Consider the following 16,342-nt stretch of genomic DNA (forward strand, 5'->3'; position numbering starts at 1 on the left):
ATCACCCTCTCAGGTCGGCTACGCATCGTTGCCTTGGTGAGCCGTTACCTCACCAACTAGCTAATGCGCCGCGGGCCCATCTGTAAGTGATAGCCGAAGCCATCTTTCAGCTTTCCTACATGTGTAGAAAAGAATTATCCGGTATTAGCTCCGGTTTCCCGAAGTTATCCCAGTCTTACAGGCAGGTTGCCCACGTGTTACTCACCCGTCCGCCGCTAACTTGCGAGAGCAAGCTCTCACAAGTCCGCTCGACTTGCATGTATTAGGCACGCCGCCAGCGTTCGTCCTGAGCCAGGATCAAACTCTCCAATAAGATGAGACTTCCGTTACGGGGTGTCTTTCCCCGAAATGGTTAGTCGAATCGATCGGGCATTTACGGGCAGTTATCCGAAAGGATATTACTGCTCGTTAATACGCGATAAAGAGTAAGATTTAGCTCTTAAAAATATCTTATAAAAAGACTTAGAATTAACGTTGACGTTTTTGTTCGTTCAGTTTTCAAAGAGCAAATTTTAAACCATTATCGCTCAGAAGCGACCTTATAAATATATCATTTCAACAACGCTTTGTCAACAACTTTTTTTATTTTTAAATGTAGGTTGTTAATAAGTTATTGTGACGACTTTTAATATATTACCACCATATAGATAGGGTGTCAATACATTTTCAAAAATAAACAGCTGCTGTAATAAGCAGCTGTTTATTTACCTTATATAATCCAAGTTTGTATGGCCACTAATGAAAACAAACCAGGTATTCCTAAAAAGCCCGATATTGAAGCAGTAGCTAAATTAATGGGCACATGTATACCAAATTGGTTTCCAAAGGCATTTAAAAAGAATAAAAAAAGTGCGCCAATAAGTAATTTAATCACACCTTGCCCAATAAATCTTACTGGTTTCACTGGTGCACCAAGAAATAAAAGCAATAAAATACAACCTCCTAAAATGGAGATCACCACAATAGGCTCCAATAAGGAAAAGCCTCCTCTCAGTAAACTTGTACTATCAATTTATGAAATTGAAGCACAAAAAATACCACGAGAGAAGGACTGCTGCATAATTTATTTCCTTATAGAAATGTTTCTATTTTTTACTTCTTTAAATAGAAAAAAATATTTTGCTTCACTAATTTTTGCTTGGCTCATAATTTCAGCAGATGGATCAAAGCTTTTTTCAATGAGTAATTTTTGATTCATCCAGATGTCCCTTAGCTCATTAGCTTTTTCAAAGAGCTTATCATCGAATTCTTTACGAAGCCAACCCTTTCTACGAAATAACATTTTCTTTTCCCCCAGTAAGAAATACGCAAGCCCCTTCAGAACAATCAAAGACAATTGTCCCCGTGATGTACCTTCCAATAATTTCCTTTTGGTCGTGCGATTTTCGCTTTCGAAGCGTCCTTTGTACGAAAATAGTACGTCCTATAAGTTGGGGTTAGGCTGCTTGCGCTAGACATTTCTCAAAATCAAAAAAGTTATACTTTCTAATCTTTTAAAAACGATAGCTCCCCTACTGGGCACTTTTTAAATAATCGTTATATATCAGACTTCTCTTCTTCCCTCAAGAGCTTTTGACAGTGTGACCTCATCAGCATATTCAAGATCCCCTCCAACTGGAAGCCCATGTGCAATTCGAGTAGCACGTATTCCAGATGGCTTTAAAAGTCTAGAAATATACATAGCTGTTGCTTCTCCCTCAATATTAGGATTTGTTGCAAGGATGACCTCCTGTACTGTATCGTCCTGGAGCCTTTTCAATAGTGATGGAATATTAATATCTTCCGGCCCAATCCCATCCATCGGTGATATTGCCCCTTGAAGAACATGATAGAGACCATGATATTCTTTCATTTTTTCCATTGCAATTACATCTTTAGGATCTTGAACAACACAGATAACTGAGCGATCCCTTCTTTGATCCTCACAAATATAACACGGATCTTGATCTGTGATATGACCACAAACAGAGCAATAAGTTAAATTTCTTTTTGCATTGACTAAGGCCTTTGCAAAGTCAAGCACCGTATCTTCCTTCATACTTAATATAAAAAAAGCCAGACGAGCGGCCGTTTTAGGGCCGATACCTGGCAATTTCATAAAGCTGTCAATCAGCTTAGATATCGGTTCAGGATAGTGCATTATTTATTCCTCCTTTTAGGAAAAGCGGAAGCGCCTTGATCACCCCCGACAAGCATAAGACGAGCCATCAAGAAGGTTGGTCTTTAACCTTCTTGATGGATTAGCTTATGACCTCGAGCCCCTAGGCGCTGGTCGACTAAGTAAGCTACGTCCTCACAAAAGCTACGCATCTGTTCGTGCGATGTATTGCTAATGAAGCTTCTCTTGTCCTATGGCAACGTCGACACTAATAAGTCCTGTACGTCAAAGCAAGACAGAGGGAATGTTGTCTTAGAACATTCCTGGCAGGTTCATTCCTTTTGTAAATTGCCCCATTGTATTGTTTGTTAATTCATCTGCTTTTTTCAGTGCATCATTGGTTGCTGCCAGCACTAGATCTTGAAGCATTTCAATATCGTCTGGATCTACAACCTCTTCCTTTATGTTTACTTCTAGTACTTCTTTATGGCCAGAAACAATCACTGTAACCATTCCACCGCCAGCAGTACCTTCGATTCTTTCTTCACCTAGCTTTTCTTGTGCTTCAGCCATTTTCTTTTGCATTTTTTGCATTTGTTTCATCATATTTTGCATATTTCCCATTCCACGCATCATTTTATTAAACCTCCACATTAATAATTATTCTATGATTTCTACTAATTCTTCACCAAATATTTTCTTAGCCTCAGCAATTAACGGTTCTTCCTCATTTTGATGAACTTCATCCCCAGCTTCACCATCCCGCTGAGTGTGTAAAAAATCTTCCCTAATTTTTTGCCATTGTTCATCAGGGATTCCAACCATTTGTATTCGTTTTCCAAAAAGCTCAAACATCGTATTAGATAATGTATCTAAAAACTTTGCATTATCCATCGCCATTTGGCAGTGAATTTCATATTTGAATTTAATGATAAAAGCATTTTCGGAAGCTGCAACTGGCTCCGCTTCATTCAACAAAGCAGCCTGTGACCGCATTTGATTATGAACAAGCCTATTAAGCATTTCACTCCATTTGCTTTTAATAGCCATTAAATCATTCTTAGTTGCTTGCTTTAATATTTCATTAATTTTCCCTACAGGAGCTTGGAAGCCTTTTCGAGAACTTCTTTGTGGCTTCTTTTGAACTGTTGGCTGAGCTTCATCTTGAAGAGTTATACCTTGCCGCTTCAAGTCACTTATTTCCTGCTCAAGGTGCTGAATTTTCTGCAGCAGAGGCTGAAGATCTCCAGAGAATTCTTGTACTTTGCTTTTTTGTAGTTGACATAGCTTTACAATTGCAACCTCGAGGAAGATTCTAGGGTGGTTCGTCCAGCGCATTTCTTGCTGTGCTTTATTCAATACTTCGATTAATTCATACAGCTCTTCTGGATTCATTTCATTTGCGAGAGATTGGAAATCCTCATCTAGCATCACTCTTTCCAGCGATTCTTCTAACCGAGGGGCCGCTTTAAAGAGCAGCATATCACGATAGTACAGAATGAAATCCTCTACAAATCTTGAAGGGTCTTTCCCCTGAGCGAGTAATTCCTCCAAAAATCCTAGACCTGAAGCTGCATCTCTTTCCATCACAGCTTTTGCTAATTTATTAAGGTATCCTTGAGAAACGGCTCCTGTAACTGTTAAAGCATCTTCAATTGTTACACTATCCTCACTGAACGAAATCGCTTGATCGAGTAAGCTCAGAGCATCACGCATTCCACCTTCTGCCGCTCGTGCAATAATTTGCAATGCTTGTTCATCACATTCGACGCCAGTCTCTTCCACTATGAGCTTCATTCTTCCCACAATCGCTTGGGCCGTAATACGTTTGAAATCAAAGCGCTGGCATCTTGAAATGATCGTAAGGGGAATCTTATGAGGCTCAGTTGTCGCCAAAATAAAGATAACATGCTTTGGCGGTTCTTCAAGAGTTTTTAACAGAGCATTGAATGCGCCAATGGAAAGCATATGCACTTCATCAACAATATAGACCTTGTATTTTACGGCGTTTGGAGCATATTTCACCTTATCGCGAATATCTCTTATTTCTTCTACACCGTTGTTAGAGGCTGCATCAATTTCAATGACATCTGGAATTGAGCCATCTGTAATCCCTCTGCATGACGGACACTCATTACACGGCTCACTTATCGGTGCTCTTTCACAGTTAACCGCTTTTGCCAAAATCTTTGCAGCACTAGTTTTACCAGTTCCCCTAGGGCCTGAAAATAAATAAGCATGCGATATTTTTTGTTGAAGCAGGGCGTTTTGCAATGTTTTCGTTACATGCTCTTGTCCAACAACATCAATAAAGCTTTGTGGCCGCCAAACGCGATATAAAGCTTGATAACTCATTGACACGCCCCCTTCCTATGTATTCTCTTTGACTATTATACCGTATATAAAATATATATTACAAAGTTAATCTAAGAAAAGCGTAAGCGCTGAAGCTAGACATTTCTTAGACTCGAGAAAACTTATACTTTTTCTTAAATAAAAAACTCATCCCAATCTGAGATGAGTTTCATTTATCATAGTTAAACTGCCGTGCACCTTCCTTCGACTGACGCCCATAAGCGTTACTTAAGCAGTTAGCTCGGCCCAGGCAACCCTGCGGCACATGAGATTGTCCACTTAATGCTGCTTCCTTCCGGACCTGACATGGTTCATAGATTCCCATTGCGCAGGACCCGGACGTCAACACCACTTACTTAAGGCAGGCCCTACAGGACATCAGCCTCAGGAAGGGATTCAGCCTCGCTAGAGCGGATTGCGAGTACAGGGCACCGCTACCTCCCCGCCTAGCACGGCAAAGTTGAAACCGTATTTAATTGCGCCATATGTGACGCATATATAAGTATACTAACATTCCGATTAAAAATCAATTCCTATTCACTGTCAATTCCTGTATTTGTATCCAATTGCAGCTGTCTCCTTTTTTTCTCTTCCTTTTTCCGCTCGCGCAATCTTTTAAAGAAATCAGATAGAAGATCCCTACACTCTTTTTCAAGGACTCCTGACACAACCTCACTCTGATGATTAAAGCGTTCATCCTGAAGAAGGTTCATAAACGTGCCGGCACAGCCGCCCTTTGGATCCTTCGCACCATAAACGACTGTTTTAATCCGAGAAAGCATGATTGCTCCCGCACACATCGGGCATGGCTCAAGTGTGACGTATAGAACAGCATCCGCAAGTCTCCACGTCCCAAGCTGCTTACAAGCTTGATCAATCGCAAGCAATTCCGCATGAGCAATGGCATTTTGGTTTGATTCCCTTAAATTATGTGCTCTTGCAATGATCTCTCCATTATGGACAATAATCGCCCCAATCGGGACTTCCTTTATTTGTTCAGCCTTTTTTGCTTCTTTTATAGCTTCAAGCATAAATATTTCATCTATATGATCGTTCTGCAAAACCATTTTATTCATTCCCTTAATTTTTTCCTTAATCAATTATATCATTACTTCTATTTTCCCTTCATAAAATGGTTGTAGTGTTCATATTACATGGCTGATGTTCTATGTTTTGTCGCAGATTAACGGGCAGTAAGACCCCCACTTCAAGTTTGCGAGAGAATCAAAGAAACCTAAGTGGGGAATCAACTGCCCGTAAAAGCCCGACGACGGACACGATGTCCTAGTCAGGCGAAAGCCACAGGACGTGGCGTTTTGAGCGTGATTGGTTCAACTAACCATCAGTGGGGGATGAAAGACCCCCCCACTGATGGAAGTTTCACTTTATATTGTATGAAGGAGGGAGTAATTTGCAAATTCATGTTGTTCAAGAAAATCAAACATTAACAAGTATTGCACGAGCTTACGGAACAACCGCCAAAGAAATTGCAGAAGCAAATGAAATTCCTAATCCGAACAATTTAGTGGTCGGACAGACAATCGTTATTCCAATTATTGGACAATTTTACTGGGTGCAGAGTGGCGATAGCTTATATTCTATTTCACGGAAATTTGGTATTTCCTTTCAGGAGCTAGCAGCGGTTAATGGAATTTCTGTTAATACCCCGCTTCAAGTTGGATTTCGACTCTATATTCCACCTCGTCCCAGGCCAAAGGCAGAATTTAATGCTTATGTAGAACCTAGAGGAACATCCGTTGCACCTAATCTAGAAGCAAGCGCACGGGAAGCAGCACCCTATTTAACTTACTTAGCCCCTTTCAGCTTTCAAGCACTTCGTGACGGATCACTAAAAGAACCATTATTAAATAATTTCCCAGCCATAGCCCGAGCTAATCAAAATGTTTTGATGATGGTCATTACCAATCAAGAGAACGATCAGTTTAATGACGAGCTTGGCCGTATTCTTCTAAATAATATTCCTATACAAGATAAATTTTTAGATAACATTGTCGCGACAGCAAAAAAATATGGATTTAAGGATATTCATTTCGATTTCGAATACTTGCGCCCAGCGGATCGTGAAGCTTATAACCGGTTTCTAAGGAAAGCAAAGGCAAGATTTCAACAAGAGGGTTGGCTGCTTTCTACAGCTCTTGCCCCCAAAACAAGCGCAACTCAAAAAGGCCGATGGTATGAGGCACATGACTATAAAGCGCATGGAGAAATTGCGGATTTCGTCGTTATCATGACATATGAATGGGGATATAGCGGAGGTCCAGCCATGGCAGTTTCTCCTATTGGTCCAGTTAGAAAAGTTTTAGAATATGCCATAACTGAGATCCCATCATCAAAAATTTTAATGGGGCAGAATCTATATGGATATGACTGGACATTGCCCTTTGTTCCAGGGTCGGTTGCAAAAGCAGTCAGCCCACAGCAAGCTATTCAGCTTGCTGCAGCACATAATGTCCCCATCCAGTATGATTCAAGAGCCCAAGCACCATTCTTTAACTATACAGATAATGAAGGAAAAAAACATGAAGTCTGGTTTGAAGATGCTAAGTCCATTCAAGCTAAATTCAATTTAATTAAAGAATTAAAACTAAGAGGAATGAGTTATTGGAAGCTCGGACTCTCCTTCCCACAAAACTGGTTATTAATTACGGAAAATTTTGAGGTAGTAAAAAGAGCCTGATTAGAAAAGTGATACTTTTATATTTAATTAAAACAGCTGCTAACGTCTGCAGCTGTTTTTTGTCTTTACCCATATAAAATTCCATATCCCTTCCACTCTCATAGTATGTTAAAATAATTTTTGTGCCCATTAAGAACGGCTATTTACAAGATTAATCCTATTTAATAGGAGATTTAGAATAGAAAAGCAAGATGGAGTAGGAGGGCAATTGATGAAAGCAGCACCTTTTATTACGGTTGAGGGGCCAATTGGCGTAGGAAAAACATCGCTGGCAAAAGCAATTTCCGACCATTATCAATTTACTTTACTTAAAGAAATAGTAGATGAAAATCCATTTCTAGGTAAGTTCTATGAAAACATAGAGGAATGGAGCTTTCAAACAGAAATGTTTTTCCTCTGCAACCGATACAAGCAGCTAGTTGATATACATAACCATTATTTAAAAAATAATAAACCTGTCACGGCTGACTATCATATATTTAAAAATTTAATTTTTGCAGGGCGCTCCTTAAATAAAACCGAATACGATAAGTATTTAAAAATATATCAGATTTTAACGGCTGATATGCCGAAACCAAATATGGTCATTTATTTACATGCCAGCCTTGAGACACTGCTTAAGCGCATTAGGCTTAGAGGAAGGGAAATTGAAAAGAATATTAGCCCTCTCTACTTGGAGCAGCTATCGTTTGATTATGAAAGCGCCATTAGTGAATTCGAAGCTCAACATCCAGAAGTGCCAGTTCTTCGATTCAATGGTGATGACTTAGATTTTGTAAAAAACAAGGATGATCTAAACTATATATTTGACACTTTAAACCAATCATTTAAAAAAGGGAGCATACAATCATGATTTTACGTAACAAATATGAAATTCCTTCGAATGCTGTCATTACTGTAGCTGGTACAGTAGGAGTCGGGAAATCTACCATGACGAATGCCCTTGCCAAGGCACTTCATTTCCGCACATCTTTTGAAAAAGTCGATTCTAATCCATACTTGGATAAATTTTATACAGACTTCGATCGCTGGAGCTTTCATTTGCAAATTTACTTTCTAGCTGAACGATTCAAGGAGCAGAAACGTATTTTTGAATATGGAGGCGGTTTCATTCAAGATCGCTCGATTTACGAAGATACTGGTATTTTTGCCAAGATGCATTATGAAAAAGGCACAATGTCAAAGGTAGATTATGAAACATACACAAGTCTTTTTGAAGCGATGGTCATGACACCCTATTTTCCACACCCAGACCTTCTTATCTATATTGAAGGCTCCCTTGATGATATCTTATCGCGTATTCAAGAGAGAGGACGTCCAATGGAACAACAGACACCTGTTTCCTATTGGGAGGAAATGCATAAGCGCTATGAAAATTGGATTAATACATTTAATGCATGCCCTGTTCTTCGTTTAAACATTAATGATTATGACATTATCGAGGAGGAAAGTTCAATTGAGCCAATCCTTGAACGCATTTCTAAATTTCTCAAACAAACCCAGTTGTTAAAAAAATAGTCGCCGAATGGGCGACTATTTTTACATTATTAAACCAAATTTATAATTTCTTATACAAAAAAAAATCGTTACAGCTGTAACGATTTCATCTCCAATTTATGCGCATGTTAGATGTCAATTATAATGGAGGAGGAAAGGGGATTCGAACCCCTGCGCGGTTTGACCCGCCTGTCGGTTTTCAAGACCGATCCCTTCAGCCGGACTTGGGTATTCCTCCGTATCGACAAGAAATAATATATCACTTATTTTAAATGAAGTCAACGTGTATATAAGATTTTTTTTGAGCGGTTTTGACACCGCTCAGAAAAGACTATCTTCCTTCGTAACCTATTCAGGTTTAATGACATCTCGGTTTCCCATATAAGGGCGTAATACCTCAGGAATGATAACACTACCATCTTCCTGTTGGTAATTTTCTAATATAGCTGCTACCGTACGGCCAATCGCGAGTCCAGATCCATTTAATGTATGAACATGCTCTGGCTTTCCTTTCGGCTCACGACGGAAGCGAATATTTGCACGTCTTGCTTGGAAGCTTTCAAAATTACTGCAAGAAGAAATTTCTCTATATGTGCCATAGCTTGGAATCCATACCTCAATATCATACTTTTTCGCAGCTGTGAAACCAAGATCCCCTGTACACATGCTCATTACTCGATATGGAAGTCCTAATAGCTGTAATACCTTCTCAGCATTCTTTGTTAATTTTTCTAATTCATCATAAGAATCTTCAGGTTTAACAAATTTCACCAACTCAACCTTATTAAATTGGTGCTGGCGAATAAGTCCTCGAGTATCACGGCCGGCAGAACCTGCTTCTGACCGGAAGCACGCACTAAAGGCAGCATAGTTAATCGGGAGATCCTCTCCAGTGATAATTTCATCTCGATGCATATTCGTTACTGGTACTTCGGCAGTTGGAATAAGGAAGAAATCCTCGTTTCCTACAAGGAAAGCATCTTCTTCAAATTTAGGAAGTTGCCCTGTTCCTGTCATACTAGCACGATTGACAAGATACGGCGGTAGGACTTCTTTATAGCCATGTTCATCTGTATGAAGATCAAGCATAAAGTTGAATAATGCACGTTCTAAGCGAGCGCCTAAACCTTTATAGAAAACAAAACGGCTTCCTGTCACTTTTCCCGCTCTTTCAAAATCAAGAATTTTCAGCTGGTCAGCAACATCCCAATGTGGTTTCGGTTCGAATTCAAACTCGCGAATTTCGCCCCATTTCCAAGCTTCAATATTATCATCTTCAGTTTCCCCAACCGGAACACTTTCATGTGGAACGTTCGGAATGCTGAGCAATAATTGATCCAATGCTTCTTCCACACTTCGGAGTTCATCATCAAGTGTCTTGATTTGATCTCCGACTTCTCTCATCTCAACAATTAAATGATCCGCATCCTGTTTATCTCGCTTCAATGCCGCCACTTGCTGAGATACTTCATTCCGTTTACTCTTCAGCTGCTCAGCCTGAACAATTAACTCTCGACGTTTCGTATCTAGATCTTCAAATTTCTCTAGATCGGTTAAATCCTCCCCCCTATACTTAAGCTTCTCTTTCACTTCTTGAAAATTAGCCCTTAAATACTTAATATCCAACATTGGATATTCCCTCCTTTTTTTAGTAGGTACAAAAACACAAAAAACTCCCGTCCCTATAAAAGGGACGAGAGTTACCCGCGTTGCCACCCTAGTTGAAGACAATGAATTGCCCTCCACCTTCATTCATAACGGTTTTAACCGAAAGTATTTACTGACCTAGAGGTTATTCAAGGCGTTCCATACTTTACTTGAGGATGGATTCACAGGCTTCTTTCGCCAATTCTCACCAGCCATTGGCTCTCTTAAGAACGAATTTCCTGCTACTAGTTCCTCTCATTGCTTTTTATTATAGAAAATTTTTGTAATTCATAATGTACTACAATTTTAAACCATTTGCAACTGAATTATACAAATTTAATGATTAGAAAAACTTGGCGAATGCCTTAGTTCTTCTTATGCGATCTTATTAGCAGTTATTTAATTAAAAACACACTTTTCTTTAGTACGTTAATAAACTTAAAATTTCCTATTAGCTAAAAAAAGAATTCCTGTCAAGACAGGAATCTCTTTGTTATGAAAACCACCCTTGAACGGTTGAGGAAATTCCTCCCCAAACATTTCCGAAGAAGCTTCCAATTCCACGCATTGTAAGCACAAACCAGTTCGCTTTTTCAACATCGTCAGCAGCAACAACATCTACTGCAATTTTACTTTTTCCATCTTCAGATAAAAATTCTAAATCCTTATCACTCGGAGATTCAAGCGTTAACGTACCAATTTTTTCACCTTTCTTAATTGGTGCAGTCAGTTCGCCTTTTTCATTTAATTTCTTTTTATCAAGAACGAGCTTCGGTTTATAGTTTTCTTTTTCTCCGTTTTTTAAGACCATCGTGATTGGATCTTTTGTATGAATCTTTACCTTATCTTCTTTACCTTTCGTTACTGGTAATGTCTTTTTGCCCTTTACTTCATAATTCGCTGGTACAATCTCTTCTTTACTAAAATTGCTAAAGGCATAATCGAGCATTTTCTTTGTCTCATCAAAACGCGATTTGTAAGACCCTTTTCCACTATCATCCTTAGCATTCATAATCACTGTAATATAACGGGTGCCATTTCTCTCTGCAGTACCTGTAAAGCAATACCCAGCAAAATCTGTCGTTCCTGTTTTTAGCCCGTCTACACCTTCAAAACCATAGACTAGGCTTGGTAGCATCCAGTTCCAGTTCTCCATTACAATAGCATCTTCAGTACCTTCTCTGAAGGTCATTTTTGGAATACTAGTTGTTTCTAATACTTCTGGAAATCTATTAATTAGAGCTGATGCCAGCTTAGCTGTATCTCTTGCTGACATAACATTTTCTTCTTCTTCAGTTCCAGTATGATGATATCCTTTTAAATCTTTATTATTTAAACCGGATGAATTGACAAATTTATAATCCTCTAAGCCAAGCTCTTCCGCTTTTTCATTCATCATTTTCACAAAGTTTTTTTCTGACCCAGCAATCGTTTCAGCAATAGCAATGGTCGCAGCATTGGCTGAATAAATCGTCATTGCCTGATACAATTCACGAATTTTATATTTACCATCTCTACGCAATGGAACATTTGATAAATTCGTATCATGAGAAATCTTCCATACATACTCACTAACGGAATATTCCTGATCCCACTTCACTTTTCCCTCTTCAATCGCTTCAAGAAGAATATATTCCGTCATCATTTTCGTCATACTTGCGATCCCTAAGACTTGATCAGCGTTTTTTGAATATAATACCTTTCCGGTCTCTGCTTCTACTAAAATAGCAGCATCTCCATTGATATTTAAAATATCTTCTGCATGGGCTTTATTTAAGCTAGGAAAAAGCCCTATTACCATCATTAATGCAAGAATACTAGCAACATATTTACGAAATTTTTTCAATAGAAAGCCCTCCAACTATTTAGTACACTTTTGATATTTTAACATAACTAGAACCTAAAACATAGATAGAGGATTTACCTATTCTTGGCTTCTGATGACCAAAATAAAAAGCAGAGAAGATTTTTACTGCACCCTAATTGTTAGTTGAGACTAACAATTAGGGTGCAGATCAATTTTTTCTCTACTTTTTATAATTATTATAATGAATAATTTGGAGCTTCTTTTGTAATTTGAACATCATGCGGATGACTCTCTCTAAGCCCTGCACCCGTCATTTTTACAAACTGAGCATTTTCTCTTAATTCGGTTAAGTCTTTTGTTCCACAATAGCCCATTCCTGAACGTAATCCGCCTACAAGCTGATAAATTGTATCTGTTAATGGTCCTTTATATGGCAGACGACCTTCAATTCCCTCTGGAACGAATTTTTTATTATCTTCTTGGAAATATCGGTCTTTTGAACCTTTTTCCATAGCTGCAACAGAACCCATTCCACGGTAAACCTTGAAACGGCGTCCTTGGAAAATTTCTGTCTCTCCTGGGCTTTCGGATACACCTGCTAATAAGCTTCCAAGCATTATAACATGTCCTCCAGCAGCAAGTGCTTTAACGATATCACCTGAATACTTGATTCCACCATCAGCAATAATCGGTTTTCCATGCTTCCTTGCCTCTGTAGCACAATCATAAACAGCTGTTATTTGCGGAACACCTACACCAGCAACCACTCGAGTTGTACAAATGGATCCAGGCCCGATTCCTACTTTCACAATATCTGCTCCAGCCCCGATTAAATCCTTTGTAGCTTCTGCAGTAGCTACGTTTCCTGCAATGATTGCAAGGTCTGGGTATGCGTTGCGAATCTCTCGGACTGTTTCCAATACACCCTTAGAATGCCCATGAGCTGTATCAACGACAATAACATCCACTTGTGATTTAACAAGCAATTCTACTCGCTTCATTGTGTCTTTTGTGACACCAACAGCTGCCCCTACTAATAATCTTCCTTGTTGATCCTTAGCTGAATTTGGGAATTCAATTACTTTTTCAATATCCTTAATGGTAATTAAACCTTTAAGAATCCCTTCACTATCAACAAGTGGAAGCTTTTCAATTTTATGTTTTTGAAGAATACTTTCTGCATCTGCTAAAGTAGTTCCAACAGGTGCAGTTACAAGATTTTCTTTAGTCATAACATCGGAAATGATAATTGAGTAATCAGAAATAAATCGAAGGTCTCGGTTCGTTAATATCCCAACAAGTTTCTGTTCTTCATGATTATTGACGATCGGAACACCGGAAATACGATATTTTCCCATTAAATGTTCTGCATCAAAAACTTGTTGTTCTGGGGTAAGGAAAAATGGGTCTGTAATGACGCCACTCTCTGAGCGCTTCACTTTATCAACCTGTTCAGCTTGCTGCTCGATTGACATATTTTTGTGAATAACTCCTAGTCCGCCTTGACGGGCCATTGCAATAGCCATTTCAGCTTCTGTTACAGTATCCATACCTGCACTGATTAGTGGAATATTGAGCTTAATTTTCTCAGTTAATTGAACACTTAAATTTACATCACGTGGAAGAACCTCTGATTTGGCAGGAACAAGCAACACATCATCAAATGTTAAACCCTCTTTTACAAACTTATTTTCCCACATCTTTTTGACCCCCTAGTCTAGAAAATATTATTAGTAGGTTATCAATTGGGCAAAATACTGTCAAGGACTCTTCAATATGTTTGACTTTTCTAAAAATTCGGAGGTACTATTGATGTTTGATTTTAAAGATTGGGATTCATTTCTATATTTTTTTTCAGCAAGCTCTTCACAAACTTTTCTTAAAAAATGCTATAAGCTTCGTAATATTGACTTAGCTGAACAAAAAAGTTATGAAAATTGTTACCCATTTATTTATTACCTAGAACATGGACAAATTTATTATAATCAAGCAAAAAATGCTCCTTTGATTATACAGCCCATACTCCTCTTTTACGGTCTAGTTCATTTAATTAAGGCTTGTATATTAACAATTGATCCAAACTACCCAGAATCAACATCTGTCCTGGCTCACGGAGTTTCAACAAGGAAAAGAAAGAAACAGCAATATCATTTTTTTCTAGACGAAGTGAAAATACAAAAGAGTGGACTCTTTCCATATATGGGGGAGAAAATGTTTCACATGAAACATTTGGAAGGGGAAAAAATAACCATGCAAGAACTGCTTTCACAAATACCAGAACTTTCTCTGATGTTTTCTCAAACAAATGGACAAAATACTTTTATACAAATTAAGCAAAATGATGATTTATTATCTCTGCCAAAAATAATTTTAGATAATTATCATATGACAGAATCTCGTTTTATTGATTTTTTGAAAACTGATATGGCAGATCTAATAATACTGCAAAAATCGAATGATCAATTTATCAATTTTTCTCTCAATACTTTAGATAATGTAGAGTTTCTCCCTTTTAAATACAATCTAGAAAACCTAGAAATTAACTTTCCTACAACAAAAAGTGTTTTGAACAACTATCCTGAATTACTGATCCATTATTTATTACTTTACAATTTAAGCATGATTTCCAGATATGAAACAGAATGGTGGAGTGAGCTTATTAAAATGATGCCTAATCAAGATTATCCATTCATACAATCTTTCTTAAATATTACCTCTAAGAAGGGACCTTTTTTAATTTATCAATTTTTAAAAAGGAAATTGTAATGATAAATAATTTCCATTCTTTCTTGTAATATCTATTATTGAATTTACTATTCTCAAGGAAGCATATAGGGGAAGAATAAAGTGAAACTTCCATCAGTGGGGGTTTTTCGAAGCACAGGACGTGCTAGTGCCGACGTTGCCACAGGACGTGGCGTTCTTAGTCGGCTTTCATCCCCCACTGATGGTTAGTTGAACCAATCACGCTCAAAACGCCACGTCCTCCCAAAAGCTCTGCTTTCGGTCGTGCGATGAAATGCGGATGAAGTACTCCTTGTCCTGTGGCTTTCGCCTGACTAGGACATCGTGTCCGTCGTCGGACCTTTACGGGCAGTTGATCCCCCACTTAGGTTTCTTTAATTCTCTCGCAACCTTGAAGTGGGGGTCTTACTGCCCGTTAATCTGCGATAAAATAGAGGATTTTTATGTCTTTTTATAAATAAATTTACATATATTAGCCAAATTATAGAAAGTCTGAAAATCATTTTTATTGTCCAAGTTTACAAATAAAACTTATACAAAACAAAAAAGAGTACCCATTGGATACTCTTTCATTTCGCTTGGCGACGTCCTACTCTCACAAGGGGACAGCCCCTAACTACCATTGGCGCTGAGAAGCTTAACTTCCGTGTTCGGGATGGGAACGGGTGTGACCTTCTCGCTATCGCCACCAAACTGTATAAAATTGAGGTTTGTTCCCTCAAAACTAGATAATGCAGAAGAAGAATTGGAGTAATCAAATTGGTTAAGTCCTCGACCGATTAGTATTTGTCAGCTCCACGTGTCACCACGCTTCCACCTCAAACCTATCAACCTGATCATCTTTCAGGGGTCTTACTAGCTTGACGCTATGGGAAATCTCATCTCGAGGGGGGCTTCATGCTTAGATGCTTTCAGCACTTATCCCTTCCGCACATAGCTACCCAGCGATGCTCTTGGCAGAACAACTGGTACACCAGCGGTGCGTCCATCCCGGTCCTCTCGTACTAAGGACAGCTCCTCTCAAATTTCCTGCGCCCACGACGGATAGGGACCGAACTGTCTCACGACGTTCTGAACCCAGCTCGCGTACCGCTTTAATGGGCGAACAGCCCAACCCTTGGGACCGACTACAGCCCCAGGATGCGATGAGCCGACATCGAGGTGCCAAACCTCCCCGTCGATGTGGACTCTTGGGGGAGATAAGCCTGTTATCCCCGGGGTAGCTTTTATCCGTTGAGCGATGGCCCTTCCATGCGGAACCACCGGATCACTAAGCCCGACTTTCGTCCCTGCTCGACTTGTAGGTCTCGCAGTCAAGCTCCCTTATGCCTTTACACTCTTCGAATGATTTCCAACCATTCTGAGGGAACCTTTGGGCGCCTCCGTTACTTTTTAGGAGGCGACCGCCCCAGTCAAACTGCCCACCTGACACTGTCTCCCACCCCGATCAGGGGTGCGGGTTAGAATTTCAATACAGCCAGGGTAGTATCCCACC

13 protein-coding genes, 1 tRNA gene, 3 rRNA genes, 1 other RNA gene and 1 other annotated feature (1 of these 19 running past the window's edge) are annotated in these 16,342 nt (G+C 39.2%); of the genes, 4 read left to right on the forward strand and 14 right to left on the reverse strand.

Features of this window, described 5'->3' with window-relative positions:
* The 8 genes from KHA94_RS25540 to tadA form a co-directional block, all read right to left on the reverse strand.
* Window positions 1-313: ribosomal RNA gene (locus tag KHA94_RS25540) — 16S ribosomal RNA — on the reverse strand; it reaches 1,385 nt to the left of the window's first position.
* A gap of 396 nt (window positions 314-709) precedes the next feature.
* Entirely contained in the window at window positions 710-973 is a 264-nt protein-coding gene (locus KHA94_RS25545; RefSeq protein WP_057776994.1) for a pro-sigmaK processing inhibitor BofA family protein, read from the reverse strand.
* A 90-nt stretch (window positions 974-1,063) separates the two neighbouring features.
* Window positions 1,064-1,282 (reverse strand): YaaL family protein, encoded by a 219-nt coding sequence (locus KHA94_RS25550; RefSeq protein WP_213104875.1) that lies wholly within the window; start codon window positions 1,280-1,282, stop codon window positions 1,064-1,066.
* Between the two features lie 261 nt (window positions 1,283-1,543).
* Window positions 1,544-2,140, reverse strand: coding sequence for a recombination mediator RecR (gene recR, locus KHA94_RS25555; protein ID WP_057776992.1), 597 nt, complete (start codon window positions 2,138-2,140; stop codon window positions 1,544-1,546).
* A 270-nt stretch (window positions 2,141-2,410) separates the two neighbouring features.
* A complete protein-coding gene (locus KHA94_RS25560; protein WP_213104876.1) occupies window positions 2,411-2,734 on the reverse strand; it encodes a YbaB/EbfC family nucleoid-associated protein in 324 nt (107 codons plus the stop codon).
* 24 nt (window positions 2,735-2,758) lie between these two features.
* Window positions 2,759-4,453: a DNA polymerase III subunit gamma/tau gene (gene dnaX, locus KHA94_RS25565; protein WP_213104877.1), complete on the reverse strand. Its 1,695-nt coding sequence runs from the start codon at window positions 4,451-4,453 to the stop codon at window positions 2,759-2,761.
* A gap of 190 nt (window positions 4,454-4,643) precedes the next feature.
* An RNA gene (gene ffs, locus KHA94_RS25570) (signal recognition particle sRNA large type) lies at window positions 4,644-4,908 on the reverse strand.
* 78 nt (window positions 4,909-4,986) lie between these two features.
* Window positions 4,987-5,529 (reverse strand): tRNA adenosine(34) deaminase TadA, encoded by a 543-nt coding sequence (gene tadA / locus KHA94_RS25575; protein ID WP_420828198.1) that lies wholly within the window; start codon window positions 5,527-5,529, stop codon window positions 4,987-4,989.
* A gap of 335 nt (window positions 5,530-5,864) precedes the next feature.
* On the opposite strand from tadA, the gene KHA94_RS25580 reads away from it, so the two are divergent.
* From KHA94_RS25580 to KHA94_RS25590, 3 genes are all read left to right on the forward strand, one after another.
* Window positions 5,865-7,151 carry a LysM peptidoglycan-binding domain-containing protein gene (locus KHA94_RS25580; RefSeq protein WP_213104878.1) on the forward strand — a complete coding sequence of 429 codons (1,287 nt, stop codon included), beginning with the start codon at window positions 5,865-5,867 and terminating at the stop codon, window positions 7,149-7,151.
* Window positions 7,152-7,362: 211 nt separating this feature from the next.
* Window positions 7,363-8,004, forward strand: coding sequence for a deoxynucleoside kinase (locus tag KHA94_RS25585; RefSeq protein WP_213104879.1), 642 nt, complete (start codon window positions 7,363-7,365; stop codon window positions 8,002-8,004).
* The gene (locus tag KHA94_RS25590) at window positions 8,001-8,669 is read left to right on the forward strand and encodes a deoxynucleoside kinase (RefSeq protein ID WP_213104880.1); all 669 of its coding nucleotides are present in this window, start codon (window positions 8,001-8,003) and stop codon (window positions 8,667-8,669) included. The genes KHA94_RS25585 and KHA94_RS25590 overlap by 4 nt, the downstream gene beginning before the upstream one ends.
* 124 nt (window positions 8,670-8,793) lie before the next feature.
* On the opposite strand, the gene KHA94_RS25595 is transcribed toward KHA94_RS25590, so the two are convergent.
* The 4 genes from KHA94_RS25595 to guaB all read right to left on the reverse strand — a co-directional run bounded on the left by KHA94_RS25595 (window position 8,794) and on the right by guaB (window position 13,802).
* Window positions 8,794-8,886 (reverse strand) — tRNA-Ser (locus KHA94_RS25595).
* A 110-nt stretch (window positions 8,887-8,996) separates the two neighbouring features.
* The gene (serS, locus tag KHA94_RS25600) at window positions 8,997-10,277 is read right to left on the reverse strand and encodes a serine--tRNA ligase (RefSeq protein ID WP_213104881.1); all 1,281 of its coding nucleotides are present in this window, start codon (window positions 10,275-10,277) and stop codon (window positions 8,997-8,999) included.
* Between the two features lie 57 nt (window positions 10,278-10,334).
* Window positions 10,335-10,563 (reverse strand) — a binding site (T-box leader).
* Window positions 10,564-10,788: 225 nt separating this feature from the next.
* A complete protein-coding gene (locus KHA94_RS25605) occupies window positions 10,789-12,099 on the reverse strand; it encodes a D-alanyl-D-alanine carboxypeptidase family protein (protein ID WP_213104885.1) in 1,311 nt (436 codons plus the stop codon).
* Between the two features lie 239 nt (window positions 12,100-12,338).
* A complete protein-coding gene (gene guaB / locus KHA94_RS25610; protein ID WP_213104882.1) occupies window positions 12,339-13,802 on the reverse strand; it encodes an IMP dehydrogenase in 1,464 nt (487 codons plus the stop codon).
* Window positions 13,803-13,914: 112 nt separating this feature from the next.
* Here guaB and KHA94_RS25615 point away from each other — a divergent pair, with 112 nt between their 5' ends.
* A complete protein-coding gene (locus KHA94_RS25615) occupies window positions 13,915-14,868 on the forward strand; it encodes a YaaC family protein (protein WP_213104883.1) in 954 nt (317 codons plus the stop codon).
* A gap of 555 nt (window positions 14,869-15,423) precedes the next feature.
* On the opposite strand, the gene rrf is transcribed toward KHA94_RS25615, so the two are convergent.
* Together rrf and KHA94_RS25625 are read right to left on the reverse strand one after the other, a co-directional pair.
* Window positions 15,424-15,540: ribosomal RNA gene (rrf, locus tag KHA94_RS25620) — 5S ribosomal RNA — on the reverse strand.
* A 66-nt stretch (window positions 15,541-15,606) separates the two neighbouring features.
* Window positions 15,607-16,342: ribosomal RNA gene (locus tag KHA94_RS25625) — 23S ribosomal RNA — on the reverse strand; the annotation flags it as partial.

The sequence above is a fragment of the Cytobacillus citreus genome, assembly GCF_018343665.1.
In the GTDB taxonomy this organism is placed as follows: domain Bacteria; phylum Bacillota; class Bacilli; order Bacillales; family Cytobacillaceae; genus Cytobacillus; species Cytobacillus citreus.